Annotated in this window: 12 protein-coding genes and 2 tRNA genes; 8 read left to right on the top strand and 6 right to left on the bottom strand. The window is 44.7% G+C overall.

Going from position 1 to position 13,833, the window contains the following annotated elements; all coding sequences use genetic code 11:
• Positions 1-116 precede the first annotated feature (116 nt).
• Together H9625_RS12950 and H9625_RS12945 are read right to left on the bottom strand one after the other, a co-directional pair.
• A tRNA-Gln gene (locus H9625_RS12950) sits at positions 117-187 on the bottom strand.
• Positions 188-235: 48 nt separating this feature from the next.
• A tRNA-Gln gene (locus H9625_RS12945) sits at positions 236-306 on the bottom strand.
• Between the two features lie 235 nt (positions 307-541).
• On the opposite strand from H9625_RS12945, the gene rsfS reads away from it, so the two are divergent.
• The 3 genes from rsfS to H9625_RS12930 all read left to right on the top strand — a co-directional run bounded on the left by rsfS (position 542) and on the right by H9625_RS12930 (position 3,986).
• Entirely contained in the window at positions 542-901 is a 360-nt protein-coding gene (rsfS, locus tag H9625_RS12940) for a ribosome silencing factor (RefSeq protein WP_087207267.1), read from the top strand.
• Between the two features lie 21 nt (positions 902-922).
• On the top strand, positions 923-2,989 hold the full coding sequence (gene ftsH / locus H9625_RS12935) for an ATP-dependent zinc metalloprotease FtsH (RefSeq protein ID WP_087207233.1): 2,067 nt from the start codon (positions 923-925) through the stop codon (positions 2,987-2,989).
• Positions 2,990-3,146: 157 nt separating this feature from the next.
• Positions 3,147-3,986, top strand: coding sequence for a phosphatidate cytidylyltransferase (locus H9625_RS12930; protein ID WP_022041293.1), 840 nt, complete (start codon positions 3,147-3,149; stop codon positions 3,984-3,986).
• On the opposite strand, the gene lpxB is transcribed toward H9625_RS12930, so the two are convergent.
• Both lpxB and surE read right to left on the bottom strand, forming a co-directional pair.
• Entirely contained in the window at positions 3,975-5,126 is a 1,152-nt protein-coding gene (gene lpxB, locus H9625_RS12925) for a lipid-A-disaccharide synthase (RefSeq protein ID WP_022041294.1), read from the bottom strand. The genes H9625_RS12930 and lpxB overlap by 12 nt on opposite strands.
• On the bottom strand, positions 5,123-5,896 hold the full coding sequence (gene surE / locus H9625_RS12920) for a 5'/3'-nucleotidase SurE (RefSeq protein ID WP_022041295.1): 774 nt from the start codon (positions 5,894-5,896) through the stop codon (positions 5,123-5,125). Before surE ends, lpxB begins: the two co-directional genes overlap by 4 nt.
• Positions 5,897-6,273: 377 nt before the next feature.
• On the opposite strand from surE, the gene H9625_RS12915 reads away from it, so the two are divergent.
• From H9625_RS12915 to H9625_RS12895, 5 genes are all read left to right on the top strand, one after another.
• Positions 6,274-7,044: a ParA family protein gene (locus H9625_RS12915; RefSeq protein ID WP_022041296.1), complete on the top strand. Its 771-nt coding sequence runs from the start codon at positions 6,274-6,276 to the stop codon at positions 7,042-7,044.
• Between the two features lie 27 nt (positions 7,045-7,071).
• The gene (locus H9625_RS12910) at positions 7,072-7,971 is read left to right on the top strand and encodes a ParB/RepB/Spo0J family partition protein (RefSeq protein ID WP_022041297.1); all 900 of its coding nucleotides are present in this window, start codon (positions 7,072-7,074) and stop codon (positions 7,969-7,971) included.
• Positions 7,972-7,983: 12 nt separating this feature from the next.
• Positions 7,984-8,778: a DUF5683 domain-containing protein gene (locus H9625_RS12905; protein ID WP_022041298.1), complete on the top strand. Its 795-nt coding sequence runs from the start codon at positions 7,984-7,986 to the stop codon at positions 8,776-8,778.
• Positions 8,779-8,784: 6 nt separating this feature from the next.
• The gene (locus H9625_RS12900) at positions 8,785-10,026 is read left to right on the top strand and encodes a lytic transglycosylase domain-containing protein (RefSeq protein ID WP_191764695.1); all 1,242 of its coding nucleotides are present in this window, start codon (positions 8,785-8,787) and stop codon (positions 10,024-10,026) included.
• A 79-nt stretch (positions 10,027-10,105) separates the two neighbouring features.
• Positions 10,106-12,379 carry a RelA/SpoT family protein gene (locus H9625_RS12895; protein WP_022041300.1) on the top strand — a complete coding sequence of 758 codons (2,274 nt, stop codon included), beginning with the start codon at positions 10,106-10,108 and terminating at the stop codon, positions 12,377-12,379.
• A 58-nt stretch (positions 12,380-12,437) separates the two neighbouring features.
• Here the strand turns inward: H9625_RS12895 and H9625_RS12890 are convergent, their stop codons facing one another.
• Together H9625_RS12890 and H9625_RS12885 are read right to left on the bottom strand one after the other, a co-directional pair.
• Entirely contained in the window at positions 12,438-12,785 is a 348-nt protein-coding gene (locus H9625_RS12890; RefSeq protein WP_022041301.1) for a MerR family transcriptional regulator, read from the bottom strand.
• 25 nt (positions 12,786-12,810) lie between these two features.
• On the bottom strand, positions 12,811-13,779 hold the full coding sequence (locus H9625_RS12885) for a M23 family metallopeptidase (protein ID WP_022041302.1): 969 nt from the start codon (positions 13,777-13,779) through the stop codon (positions 12,811-12,813).
• Positions 13,780-13,833: the final 54 nt, after the last annotated feature.

The following is a 13,833-nucleotide window of genomic DNA, read 5'->3' as shown; positions in this document are numbered from 1 at the left end:
TCATTTACAAATTTAATAATTCTCTTGGCTTTATGCTATTTTGCTAGCACATTACAAACATAGGAACTAAAATAAAAAGACCGTCTCAAATCAAGTTTGAAACGGTCTTTTTTATGTTGGGCTACTCGGATTCGAACCAAGAAAAACAGGACCAGAATCTGTTGTGTTACCATTACACCATAGCCCAAACACATAATATAATTATCTCCTCCCTGGAGACAATCACTTATTGAAGTTGGGCTACTCGGATTCGAACCAAGAAAAACAGGACCAGAATCTGTTGTGTTACCATTACACCATAGCCCAAAATCATGTCATTAACCGATGTTACGATTTTGACGCTGCAAAGGTACAACTTTTCTCTAACATAGCAAGGATTTTGAAGTTTTTTTTCAAAAAAATACAAAAGAAAGAGAGAATTAAGTGTCAATCTTTCGTGATGTACAGAAAACCAAGTATATTTGCCGCATGTTCTCTTTATATTAATAGAGAAGAAACCATTAAAAACAAATTTTTAAAACAAAACAAAGGACAGAACGTAATGAACGAAACAAAACTTTTAGTGCAAAAAATAACAGAAGGCATTCAAGAGAAAAAAGGCAAAAACATCGTAATCGCAGACTTAACCAATATAGGAGATACCATCTGTAAGTATTTCATCATTTGCCAAGGAAATTCCTCCAGTCAAGTTTTGGCTATTGCAGATTCGGTAAAAGAGTATGTAAAAAAAACGACCGGAGAAAGAGTATACGGTATGGACGGAGTGCGCAATGCACAATGGATAGCCATGGATTATGGCGATATTCTGGTGCATGTATTCTTGCCCGAAGTCCGTTCTTTCTATAATTTGGAGAATCTTTGGGCAGATGCAAAACTAACAACAATCCCTGATTTGGACTAACCATTCATTTTCATATACATCATGAGCGAAAATCAAAACAACAATATCAATAATACTCCGAACAATAAGCCTAAAATCAATGTGCCTCGTCCTAACCTGACGTGGCTTTACGTGGTAATAGCGCTTGTATTCGGCTTTCTTTACTTGTCAAGTGATGAAGGCAGTGCAAACAAAGAAATATCCTATACCGAATTTAAGGAAATGGTAAAAAAAGGATATGCCAGCAAAATCATCGCTTATGACGATAACACGGTGGAGATGTTTATCAAACCTGAACACATCGTGGATGTATTCAAACAAGATGCCAGCAAAGTCGGAAAAAGTCCTGCTGTGACTATTCAAGTCGGTTCTATAGATACATTGGATAAATTTCTTGATGAAGAACAAGCTAATGGACACTTTACGGGGTCTGTCAGTTATGAAAAGCGGAATAACTATTTTGGAATGATTTTCTGGAACATATTTCCGTTTTTGCTGCTGATAGCCATCTGGATTTATGCCATGCGGCGCATGAGCGGAGGTGCAGGGCCAGGGGGAACTGGAGGTGTATTCAATGTAGGAAAAAGCAAAGCACAATTGTTCGAAAAAGGTGCCAACCGTGTGACATTCAAAGATGTGGCTGGTCAGGCTGCCGCTAAACAAGAAGTGCAGGAAATCGTGGACTTCCTGAAAGACCCGGAAAAATATACGAAGCTGGGAGGAAAAATTCCTAAAGGAGCTTTGCTGGTAGGTCCTCCGGGGACAGGAAAGACTTTGCTTGCCAAAGCAGTGGCAGGTGAAGCCGATGTGCCGTTCTTTTCGATTTCGGGTTCCGATTTCGTAGAGATGTTTGTGGGCGTAGGGGCATCGCGTGTGCGGGATCTGTTTCGCCAAGCCAAAGAAAAATCTCCCTGTATTATTTTTATTGATGAAATAGATGCCGTAGGACGTGCCCGTGGAAAAAACCCGAACATGGGAGGTAATGACGAGCGTGAAAATACCTTGAACCAGTTGCTCACCGAGATGGATGGATTCGGCTCGAATAGTGGAGTCATCATTTTGGCTGCGACTAACCGTGTAGATATTTTGGATAAGGCATTATTACGTGCAGGACGTTTCGACCGGCAGATTTATGTAGACTTGCCCGACTTGAACGAACGGAAAGAAGTATTCGGTGTACATTTACGTCCGTTGAAGCTGGATAATACCGTTGATGTAGACTTGCTGGCACGCCAGACACCGGGATTCAGCGGTGCTGACATTGCCAATGTGTGTAATGAAGCTGCCTTGATAGCGGCACGTCACTCGAAGGAATCGGTGGGAAAGGATGATTTCTTGGCTGCTATCGACCGCATTGTAGGAGGTCTGGAAAAGAAGACAAAAGTAATGACCGCTGCTGAAAAACGTGCCATAGCCCTGCATGAGGCAGGACATGCCACTGTGTCTTGGCTGTTGGAGCATGCCAACCCGCTGATCAAAGTAACCATTGTCCCCCGTGGAAGGGCATTGGGGGCTGCCTGGTATTTGCCGGAAGAACGCCAACTTACTACCAAGGAACAAATGTTGGATGAAATGTGTGCTACCCTGGGAGGACGTGCGGCAGAAGAGATTTGTGTCGGACAAATCTCCACGGGTGCCATGAATGACTTGGAGCGTGTCACCAAACAGGCTTACGCCATGATAGCTTTTGCCGGCATGAGCGACAAATTGCCCAACCTGTGCTATTATAACAATGATGAGTACGCATTTAATAAACCTTACAGTGAACATACTGCTGAAATCATTGATCAGGAAGTGCAGAAAATGATCAATGAGCAGTACGCTCGTGCTAAAGAGCTGTTGCAACAACACCGTGAAGGACATGCACAACTGGCGCAGATGTTGATAGAGCGTGAAGTGATTTTTGCCGAAGACGTGGAAAAAATATTCGGCAAACGGCCTTGGACTTCCCGCTCGGAAGAAATCATGGCAGAGGAGCATAAGTCTGAAACGGCCCAAATAGAAGCCGGACAGCCTAAAGCATTGCCTGAAAATGCTGCCCGGGAAGAAAACGAAGGACAGGAAGAGGAGTCCCCAAAGACTTCGGAGCAAACTGGTGAAAACAAGTAAATAAGTCAATCGAGGGTGTATCAAATAGAAATCAGCTTTCATTTTGTCATTCTGAGTGCTCATTTTCCGCAGGAAATAGGCACTCAGAATGACCTTACTTTTTGATTGTCGTTTTTTATTTTGAGACAGCCTCGGTTGATGGATAAACATAAGTACCATGAAAAATAATTTTCTACAACGGACTATTACAGGTGTCATTTTTGTCGCCGTATTGGTAGGATGTATTCTAGGAGGTCCTATCTCGTTCACCATTCTGTTTTGCGTCATCAGTGCACTGACCATCAACGAATTTGGCACACTGGTGAACGCAACCGGTCAGGTACAGATGAACAAATCTATCACTATCCTGGCAGGAGTGTTCTTGTTTCTTTGCTTCGGATACATTGGAGTCGTTCCGGGAAGTAACGAAATATTCATACCTTACCTGTTTCTTATCTTGTATTTGTTTATCAGTGAATTGTATAAGCAGCAAAAAGACCCTATCAACAATTGGGCATATTCTATGATGAGCCAGCTCTACATCGGTCTTTCGTTTGCCTTGCTGAACCTGCTGGCTTATCACAACAGTGCAGCGACTAGCGTTTCGCAGTATAATCCGGTATTACCTTTGTCTATTTTTATCTTTACATGGATAAACGATACCGGAGCTTATTGTACGGGTATGCTGTTCGGAAAGCACCGTTTGTTTGAACGTATATCTCCTAAAAAGTCATGGGAAGGCTCAATTGGCGGGGCTGTGTTTTGCATCATTGCAGCTGTTGTGCTCTCTCATTATTTTACCTTTCTCACAATGGGTGAGTGGATTGGCTTAGGATTGACCATCGTGGTGTTCGGCACATGGGGAGACCTGACCGAGTCACTTTTCAAACGGACATTGGGCATCAAGGATTCGGGAAACATCCTGCCTGGACACGGAGGTATGCTCGACCGTTTCGATAGTACACTGATGGCGGTACCTGCAGCTGTGGTTTACTTATATATTCTTTCATTGATATAACCGTTTCTTATATGCCGACAAGGCTTGCAGCATCTGGCGGGCAGCCCGTCCGGATGCTCCAGCCTTTCCTAGAATCTGTATCAGGCAATCGTAATTTTCCAGCATCCGTTTACGTCGCTCGCTGCCTGGCAAGATGTATGACAATTCTTGTTTGATTGCTTTTACCTGCATATCACCTGCTACCAGTTCGGTCACGACTTCCTTGCCGGCTATCAGGTTGACCAATGATACAAAGGGTACTTTTAGAATCATACGTCTCAATAGCGAGACCAGTTTTCCTGCAGCGGTGTAATAGCATACTACCTGAGGCGTACGGAAAAGTGCAGTCTCAAGCGTGGCTGTACCCGAAGTGACCAGTGCCGCTGTAGCATGGGAAAGCAAACGATAAGTTTCGCCAAAGACTATCTTTGTATCTGCATCCATGTACCGGCGGTAAAAGTCTGCCTCAATGCCCGGAGCACCGGCTACTACAAACTGATAGTCTGGAAAATATCGTGAGGCCTTTATCATCCTACGCAGGTTGTCTTTTATCTCTTGTTTTCTGCTCCCTGCAAGTAAAGCGATAATCGGTTTCTGCTCCCAGTTATGTGCAGAGACGAAAGTTTCGAATGTTTCGTTGAAGTTTTTCCGGAAAGCATCGACGGCATCCACGCACGGATTGCCCACATAATGTACCGGGAAATGGTATCTCTGATAAAACTCCACCTCGAACGGCAAGATGGAAAACATTGCGTCTACATCGTGCTGGATGTTTTTGATGCGGTATTCTTTCCATGCCCATATCTTAGGGGAAATGTAGTAAAAGATGGGGATTTCTGTGTGCAGCTTGATGTACTGGGCTATTTTCAGGTTGAAACCCGGATAATCCACCAGTATCAGCACATCAGGATTCCAGGCTTCCACATCGTTCTTGCAGAATTCCATGTTGCGGAGAATCGTCCGCAGGTGTAATAGTACAGGGATGAATCCCATGTATGCCAGTGATTTGTAATGCCGGACACACGTGCCGCCCACTTCTTTCATCAAGTCACCTCCGAAGAACCGGAATTCTGCCTTGGGGTCTTCCTGGAGCAATGCACGCATCAGATTGGATGCATGCAGGTCGCCCGATGCTTCTCCTACTATCAGATAATATTTCATACGTCAAAGTTCCACGTTTTCAGTTCACGTACCATAGCATAGGCGGTTACGTCGATTTGGGTCGGAGTTATCGCCACATAATTGTGTGCCAATGCCCAATGGTCGGTGTCTTCGGCATCAGGCTCCAGGTTCTTGTATTCGCCTGTTAACCAGAAATAGTTTCCGCCCCTCGGATGGTCGGCTTTTACAAACTCGTTCGTCCATACACCGTGTGTCTGCCGGCATATCAGTACTCCTTCTAAATCTGAGGTGTCGGGGAAATTCACGTTCAGGCATATCCCCTCGGGCAGTCCTTTTGCCAGGGTTTCTTCCACGATACGGCGTACGTAGGGCAATGTAGCAGAAAAATCAGCATCGGCACTGTGGTTGCACAACGAAAAGCCTATGGAAGGAATCCCTTTCAGACAACCTTCAATAACCACTCCCATTGTGCCCGAATAATGCACATTTACCGAAGAGTTGTCTCCGTGGTTGATTCCGCCAATCACCAAATCGGGCACGGCAGGCACAATGGCATGTAATGCCAGTTTTACGCAATCGACTGGAGTGCCCGAACATTTGTACAAAGCCAGCCCTGCTTCCTGCTGAAGCAAGGCATATTGTATGGGAGAAGCAGATGTGATGGCACCCGAAGCTCCCGAACGGGGACCGTCGGGGGCTACTACAATCAAATCTCCTACCGGGCGTAAGGCACGGATTAGTTCATGTATCCCTTTGGCATTTATGCCGTCATCATTCGACAACAGCAGCAGAGGTCTTTTCTTTGTCATATATTCCTTGATTTATATATCTGTTCTTGCAGACGCAAAGGTACAATAAATTTGCCAATGTGCCAAAATGACGAAACTCCTCAATGCATTTAATGCAGATAGCTTCGTGCGGGCTGGCACTTGTATGAAAGCTTGCCCGCATATAAGTGCATGGCTCTTTCCACCTGTGTGCAAAAGCATGATATCAGTTAATTTTACACAAGGCTTGATTAATCTTCACAAAGCAAGGCTGATTATTGCACAGAAATCGTTATATTTGCCCCGCGAAGTTATTAACAACCGGCGTAAGTTATCAACAGTTTTGCAAAATGTTGCAAGAATGAGATACGCTATTTCGCCAATTATTTGTTACTTCGCAATCAGATAAACTGATTAATATGGGAAAAATAATTGCTTTGGCCAACCAGAAAGGTGGGGTAGGGAAAACTACCACTACCATAAACTTGGCTGCATCATTGGCTACACTCGAAAAGAAAGTATTGGTAATAGACGCTGACCCGCAGGCAAATGCTTCGTCGGGACTGGGAGTCGACCTGAAAGACATCGATTGTTCCATTTACGAATGTCTGATTAACCAGAACGACATACGGGAAGCCATTTACACGACCGATATTGACGGATTGGACATCGTCCCTTCACACATTGACCTGGTAGGGGCGGAAATAGAAATGCTGAACTTGGATAACCGCGAGAAAATCATGAAGAAGGCGTTGTCTCCGATGGCAAGCGAGTACGACTACATCTTGATAGACTGTTCGCCTTCGTTGGGGCTGATTACCATCAATGCCTTGACCGCGGCCGATTCGGTCATTATTCCGGTGCAATGCGAGTATTTCGCACTGGAAGGAATCAGCAAACTGCTGAATACCATACGGATTATCAAGACGAAGCTGAATCCTTCGCTTGAAATAGAAGGATTCTTGCTGACCATGTTCGACTCGCGCTTGCGTCTGGCAAATCAGATTTATGACGAGGTGAAACGCCATTTTCAGGAACTGGTATTCAAGACCATCATCCAGCGTAATGTAAAACTGAGCGAGGCACCCAGCCATGGAATCCCTGCCATCCTGTATGATGCCGATTCGACAGGAGCCAAGAACTATCTGGCGCTTGCCAATGAGATAATCAACAAGAACACAAAACAATAACGACCCGTAATAATTACGCAACAAGACATGGCGGTACAAAAGAAATATGCATTGGGCAGAGGACTTGACGCCTTGATTTCTACCAACGAGGAAATCAAGACCTCGGGCTCTTCGTCCATCAATGAAATAGAGTTGGATAAGATATCGGTCAATCCGAACCAGCCTAGGCGCGAGTTCGACCCGATAGCTTTGCAAGAACTTGCCGACTCGATTGCAGAGATAGGCATCATCCAGCCCATTACCTTGCGCCAACTGAATGAAGACTCTTACCAGATTATAGCAGGCGAACGGCGTTACCGGGCTGCTGTACAGGCTGGACTGAAAACCATACCTGCCTACATCCGGACGGCTGATGATGAAAATGTGATGGAAATGGCACTGATAGAGAACATCCAGCGCGAGGACCTTAACTCGCTGGAAATCGCCCTTGCCTACCAGCACCTCATCGAGCAATACGGACTGACCCAGGAAAGACTGAGCGACCGCGTGGGAAAGAAACGCGCTACCATTGCCAATTACCTGCGTCTGCTCAAATTGCCTGCCCCTATCCAGGTGGCATTGAAGAACAAGGAAATAGATATGGGACATGCCCGTGCCTTGCTGGCATTAGACGATCCCAAGACTCAGATACGCATCTTCAATGAAATCATTTCGCAAGGTTATTCGGTGCGGAAAGTAGAAGAAATCGTCAAGGCACTCTCCGTGGGCGAAAGTGTAGAGTCGGGCGGAAAGAAAATAACCCCTAAAGGAGCCAAACTATCTGAAGAATATACCCTCTTGCAAAATCACTTGTGTTCTTTCTTTGGAACCAAGGTGCAACTTTCGTGCAGCAACAAAGGAAAAGGAAAAATCAGTATTCCCTTCAATAGTGAAGCCGACCTGGAACGGATTATGGAGATATTGGATTCGTTACAACCTAAAGAATAAAAGCAGACTGTTTTGGAAAAGCAACCATTGACATACCTGACCACCCTTGTATTTTTGTTTTGCTTCTTATTTGGAGAAAGTACGGATGTATATGCCCAGCGTGCCCGCAAGCATCGTGAAGGAATATTAAAAGCAGACTCTATACGTGCTCAGAACCGGGCAGACAGCCTTGCTTTGCTTGACACGCTGGCTTGGCAAAGGCAACGCATTGAGGCACTGGAAGCACCGGTAGATACTGCCTTGCTTGCCCGTAAGAACGACTCTATCCAGCAGCAGATGCCGAAGATGGAAATCCAGAAGAAAAAATGGACTCCCAATGCCAATAGTGCCATTTGGCTTTCGCTTGCCATACCGGGAGCAGGACAAATTTATAACCATAAATATTGGAAACTGCCCATCATCTACGGCGGTTTCGTAGGATGTATCTATGCCTTGACGTGGAATGGACAAATGTATAAAGATTACTCTCAGGCATATCAGGACATCATGAGTGACAATCCTGCCAATGATAGCTATATGGATTTCTTACCGCTGGGATACACCCAAGAAGATGTCTTCAATCAGTTAAGCTATTTTCAAGACCTGTTCCAGCGACGGAAAGACGTATACCGGCGCCAGCGAGACCTTAGTATTTTCGCCTTTATCGGCGTGTACCTGCTATCGGTGGTCGATGCATACGTGGATGCTGAATTGTCAAACTTCGACATCTCCAACGACTTGAGCATGACATGGCAACCTGCTATATTTAATGACCCGCACCGTGGGCTACCACAAGGCATAGGCTTGCGATGCAGTATTAATTTTTAAGATATGATGAAAAAACTGTGTATTGGTATACTAAGTATGTTAGGGGCATCGGCCCTTTATGCGCAACAGACGGACGAAAACAGTATAACCGTCCGCTCGGAGTCGGGGACGGAAGAAGTTATCGGATTACCCGAAGGCATGTTGTCGGAAACTGATAGCTTGTATCTCGACTGGATATCGAAAAACTACATCAACATCGGTGAAAACTGTGAGGTAAATGCCGGGAATCCAGATGTGAGCGACTCCGTCTATATCGATCGGCTGCAACGCATTCCTGCTATCATCGAAATGCCGTATAACGAAGTTGTGCGTAAATTTATCGACATGTATGCGACTCGCTTGCGTCAGAAAGTGGCATTCATGTTGAGCGCAAATAACTTCTACATGCCCATCTTCGAAGAAGCACTCGATCTCTATAACCTGCCGCTGGAACTGAAGTACCTGCCCGTCATCGAATCGGCGTTGAACCCGATGGCTGCATCTCGTCAAGGAGCTGTAGGCTTATGGCAGTTCATGCTGAACACCGGAAAAGTCTATGGACTGAAGGTGACCAGCTTTGTAGACGAACGTCGTGACCCTATCAAGTCGACTCGTGCCGCCGCCCGTTACCTGAAAGATTTGTACGACATTTATCATGACTGGAACTTGGTACTTGCTGCATACAATTGTGGACCCGGTACTATAAATAAGGCTATTCGCCGTGCCGACGGGGAAAAAGATTTCTGGCAACTGTATAATTACTTGCCTAAAGAAACTCGCGGATATGTACCGGCCTTCATCGCAGCCAATTACATTATGACTTACTATTGCGAGCACAATATTAGTCCGATGGAAATGAAGTTGCCTGAAGGGACGGACACCATTCATATTTCACGTCCGCTCCATTTGCAACAAGTGGCAGAGGTGTGCAACATCAATATTGACGAGTTGCGTGCCTTGAATCCGGAGTTTAAGAAAGATGTGGTACCAGGCAACGAACAGCCTTATGCTTTACGGCTTCCAAGCAAGACGATGAGTTATTTCATCGATCATGAAGATAGCATTTATAATTATAAACCGGAAACTTATCTTACCCGGCGTTCCACCGTGGATATTCCTGAACCCAAAGCCGTGTATCACCGTATCCGTAATGGGGAAACATTGGGAGGAATTGCACGTAAATATGGTGTCAGCGTATCGCAGATACGGCGCTTGAATGGTATCCGAGGAAGCAATATCCGTGCAGGAAAATCTATCCGTATCCGATAGGTGAAGAAAAAATGTCCATATTTCTTGCAAAATTACTGATTTTTCCTAATTTTGCACTATTGATTTAAGATGGACTACCATGACGGACGAAAAATTGACTCAGGAACAAGCTGACGGAAAGCTGATAGACGATGCTTTCCAGGAATTGTTGGACCGATATTTAGAAAGCAGACACCGCAAAAAAGTAGAAATAATTACAAAGGCTTTCAACTTCGCCCGACAAGCGCATAAAGGAGTAAGACGCCGGTCGGGTGAACCATATATTCTACACCCCATCGCCGTTGCACGCATCGCCTGCGTGGAAATTGGCTTGGGTTCTACTTCCATCTGTGCCGCTCTATTGCACGATGTAGTAGAAGATACCGATTATACCGTAGAAGACATTGAGAATTTATTCGGGCCTAAAATCGCGCAAATAGTTGATGGGCTTACTAAAATATCGGGAGGTATTTTTGGCGACCGTGCATCGGCGCAAGCAGAAAACTTTAAAAAGTTACTTCTTACAATGAACGATGACATACGTGTCATCCTGATTAAGATAGCCGACCGCCTGCATAATATGCGCACACTGGGCTCAATGCTTCCGAGCAAGCAATATAAAATTGCGGGTGAGACTTTGTACATTTATGCTCCGCTTGCCAACCGTCTGGGGCTGAACCGTATTAAGACAGAGTTGGAAGATTTGAGTTTCAAGTACGAGCATCCTGAGACTTATCAAGAAATCCAAAACAAGTTGCAAGCCACTCAGGCGGAACGTGACACATTATTTGCCGAATTTACAGCACCTATTCGCGAACAACTTGACAAGATGGGGATTCCCTATCGCATTATTGCGCGTGTGAAGTCGCCTTACTCTATCTGGAATAAGATGCAGGCTAAACACATCACGTTCGAGGAAATATACGACATTCTTGCTGTACGGATTATTTTTACGCCTCGTAATCAGGAGGAAGAATTGAATGACTGCTTCGATATTTATGTGGCCATCTCGCGTATCTACAAACCGCATCCCGACCGTTTGCGCGATTGGGTAAGTCATCCGAAAGCTAACGGCTATCAGGCTCTTCATGTTACTTTGATGAGCAACAAAGGACAATGGATTGAAGTGCAGATACGTAGTGAACGGATGAACGATGTAGCTGAACAGGGGTTCGCCGCACATTGGAAATACAAAGAGGGCGGAGGAAGCGAAGACGAAGGAGAACTGAGCAAATGGCTTAAGACTATCAAAGAAATCCTGGATGACCCGCAACCTGATGCTCTTGACTTTCTTGACACTATTAAACTGAATCTCTTTGCGTCCGAAATATTCGTATTTACTCCGAAAGGAGAAATCAAGACGATGCCACAAAACTGTACCGCACTCGATTTCGCCTTCTCTATCCATACTTTCTTGGGGAGCCATTGTATCGGTGCAAAAGTCAATCATAAACTGGTTCCACTTAGTCACAAGTTGCAAAGTGGAGATCAGGTGGAAATCCTCACTTCCAAATCGCAAAAAGTGCAACCTTCATGGATTAATTTTGCTACTACAGCCAAAGCAAAAGCTAAGATACAGGCTATCTTAAAACGTGAAAGACGCGAGCAGCAACAACGGGGAGAAGACCTGATAGTTCAATTTTTCCAACAGGAAGGTCTGCCCAATACTGACGAAAACATCCGTAAGTTATGTGATAAGCATCAGGTAAAGACTTACGAAGAACTGGCATTGGCTGTGGGGCAAGGTGTATTTACACTGGGTGAGCCTGATAAAAATGAGCTGAAAGAAAAGCCGAATACTACAAACTGGAAAAAATATATCAGCTTTGCTTTTGGTGGTAACAAACAAAAACAACAGGAAAATAAAGGAGAATCTGAAAAGCAGCCGCTCAACATCGACAAGAAAGAAATTGTCAAACTCACTCCCGATGCTATCCAGAAAAATTATATCCTGGCTGATTGCTGTAAGCCTATACCGGGAGATGACGTATTGGGATACATTGACGACAATAACCGTATTGTCATACATAAACGCCAATGCCCTATTGCCACTCAACTGAAAACCAGTTTCGGTAACAGACTGATAGCTGTGCAATGGCAGACAGGAAAAGCGTTGGTTTTCCCTGTCAATGTATATATAAAAGGTATAGACGAAATCGGTGTGCTGAATAAAGTAACCGAAGTGATATCCCAACAGCTGAATGTCAATATTCATAAACTGTACATCGAGTCGGAAGACGGCATCTTCGAAGCACGCATCCAGCTCTACGTACACGATGTGAATGATGTAAACACCATCTGCAACAATTTGAAGAAAATCAACAATATTAAAAAAATAACCCGTATTGATGATTTTGACGACAATGCGGAGTAAGGTAGATGACCGAGATAGTGGATAGTTATGCTTAAGCAAATTATCCACTATCAATTCACTATGTCAAATAGTCCAGTTCTTTGCGAATGCTTACCAACTCATCACGGATTTGCTTGAGGCGTTTCACCAGTTCGGTAGTATTGCGAACTCCCTCTTTGTTTTGCTTCATCTGTTGTTTGGCTCCGGCCAGTGTCATTCCTTTTTCTTTCACCAGATAATAAACCTGACGGATGCTTTCAACATCTTCTTTCGTGTATTGGCGGATTTTTCCTCCAGCGCGTTTCGGGGCAATATCCGGAAATTCCTTTTCCCAGTATCGTATTAATGATTCGTTTACGCCGAACATCTCAGCCACCTCACGGATGGAATAATATAATTTCAATTGCTTATCTTGTTTCAGGGCCATGCTTCTTTTTCCTATACATTGGTTGTTAATCGAATACCTTGCCGTGGTTAGCGGCTATTTGAATCATCTTGTCATAATCATCAGCATCCAAGTCCATGAAATAATAATTGACAGGATTCATTATTTGTCCTTTTAAGTGTACTTCATAATGCAGGTGCGGGCCTGTGCTCTTTCCCGTAGTTCCCACTTCGCCAATGGTTTCTCCGCGCACTACTTTCTGGCCGGGATGTACCTTGATTTGGTTTAGATGTGCATAACGTGTCACGTAACCGAATCCGTGGTCAATGGTGATGCACTTTCCATATAAGCCCTCCCAACCGGCAGTTTTCACTGTTCCGTTTCCTGTAGCATATACAGGTGTGCCTACGTTCGCTGAAAAGTCCATTCCGGCATGAAATTTTACTGTCTTGTATATGGGGTCGATACGTGTGCCATATCCGGAAGCGGTCTGCTTTAAGTTTTTGTTTGATACAGGCTGAATGGCTGGTACACACATCAGCATCTCATCATGTCGCTTGCACAAGTCGAGCACCTCATCGAACGACCTTGACTGAATGTACACCTGCCTTGCCAGTACATCCATCTTTTGTGTGGTATTCACCACCAGTTTTGCATTCGCCAACTCTGTCAATTCTTCATAGCGGTTTGTTTTCCCATAGTTGGCATTTCGTATAGCCGACGGTACAGGATCTGCCTGCAGAATTACCCGATATAAGTTATCGTCCCTTTGCTGGAGGTGTTGCATTACGTCCAGTGCTTCGTCCAACCGTGTCGAGAGAATGTGATATTGTGCCAGCAGACGTGAGTTTTCCACCCGCAGGTCTTTTTCGGAAGGCGAACCGAAAATCAGTAATAACAGGATAAAACATCCTGCTCCCAGACCCATACCTACAAACAAATTGCGCAGGTAGCTCATCATACGCTGCCGTACTGTAGGATAAATACGGTCGTAAGTCCGTGTTTTCGGATTATATATATAATAGACTTTTCGCATAAATTTTTCTATTTATAAAAGGAGTCGAAGAAGTCATGGATACGCTTTACCGGT

This window comes from Phocaeicola intestinalis (genome assembly GCF_014837065.1).
Taxonomy (GTDB): Bacteria; Bacteroidota; Bacteroidia; order Bacteroidales; family Bacteroidaceae; genus Phocaeicola; species Phocaeicola intestinalis.
The sequence above is the reverse complement of the archived record's forward strand: the minus strand, read 5'-3'. Positions and strand labels throughout refer to the sequence as shown.

Bases quoted from the DNA above. Each gene is read 5' to 3' on its own strand.
- rsfS (WP_087207267.1), top strand. From the start codon at position 542: ATGAACGAAACAAAACTTTTAGTGCAAAAAATAACAGAAGGCATTCAA.
- ftsH (WP_087207233.1), top strand. From the start codon at position 923: ATGAGCGAAAATCAAAACAACAATATCAATAATACTCCGAACAATAAG.
- H9625_RS12930 (WP_022041293.1), top strand. From the start codon at position 3,147: ATGAAAAATAATTTTCTACAACGGACTATTACAGGTGTCATTTTTGTC.
- lpxB (WP_022041294.1), bottom strand. From the start codon at position 5,126: ATGAAATATTATCTGATAGTAGGAGAAGCATCGGGCGACCTGCATGCA.
- surE (WP_022041295.1), bottom strand. From the start codon at position 5,896: ATGACAAAGAAAAGACCTCTGCTGCTGTTGTCGAATGATGACGGCATA.
- H9625_RS12915 (WP_022041296.1), top strand. From the start codon at position 6,274: ATGGGAAAAATAATTGCTTTGGCCAACCAGAAAGGTGGGGTAGGGAAA.
- H9625_RS12910 (WP_022041297.1), top strand. From the start codon at position 7,072: ATGGCGGTACAAAAGAAATATGCATTGGGCAGAGGACTTGACGCCTTG.
- H9625_RS12900 (WP_191764695.1), top strand. From the start codon at position 8,785: ATGAAAAAACTGTGTATTGGTATACTAAGTATGTTAGGGGCATCGGCC.
- H9625_RS12895 (WP_022041300.1), top strand. From the start codon at position 10,106: ATGACGGACGAAAAATTGACTCAGGAACAAGCTGACGGAAAGCTGATA.
- H9625_RS12890 (WP_022041301.1), bottom strand. From the start codon at position 12,785: ATGGCCCTGAAACAAGATAAGCAATTGAAATTATATTATTCCATCCGT.
- H9625_RS12885 (WP_022041302.1), bottom strand. From the start codon at position 13,779: ATGCGAAAAGTCTATTATATATATAATCCGAAAACACGGACTTACGAC.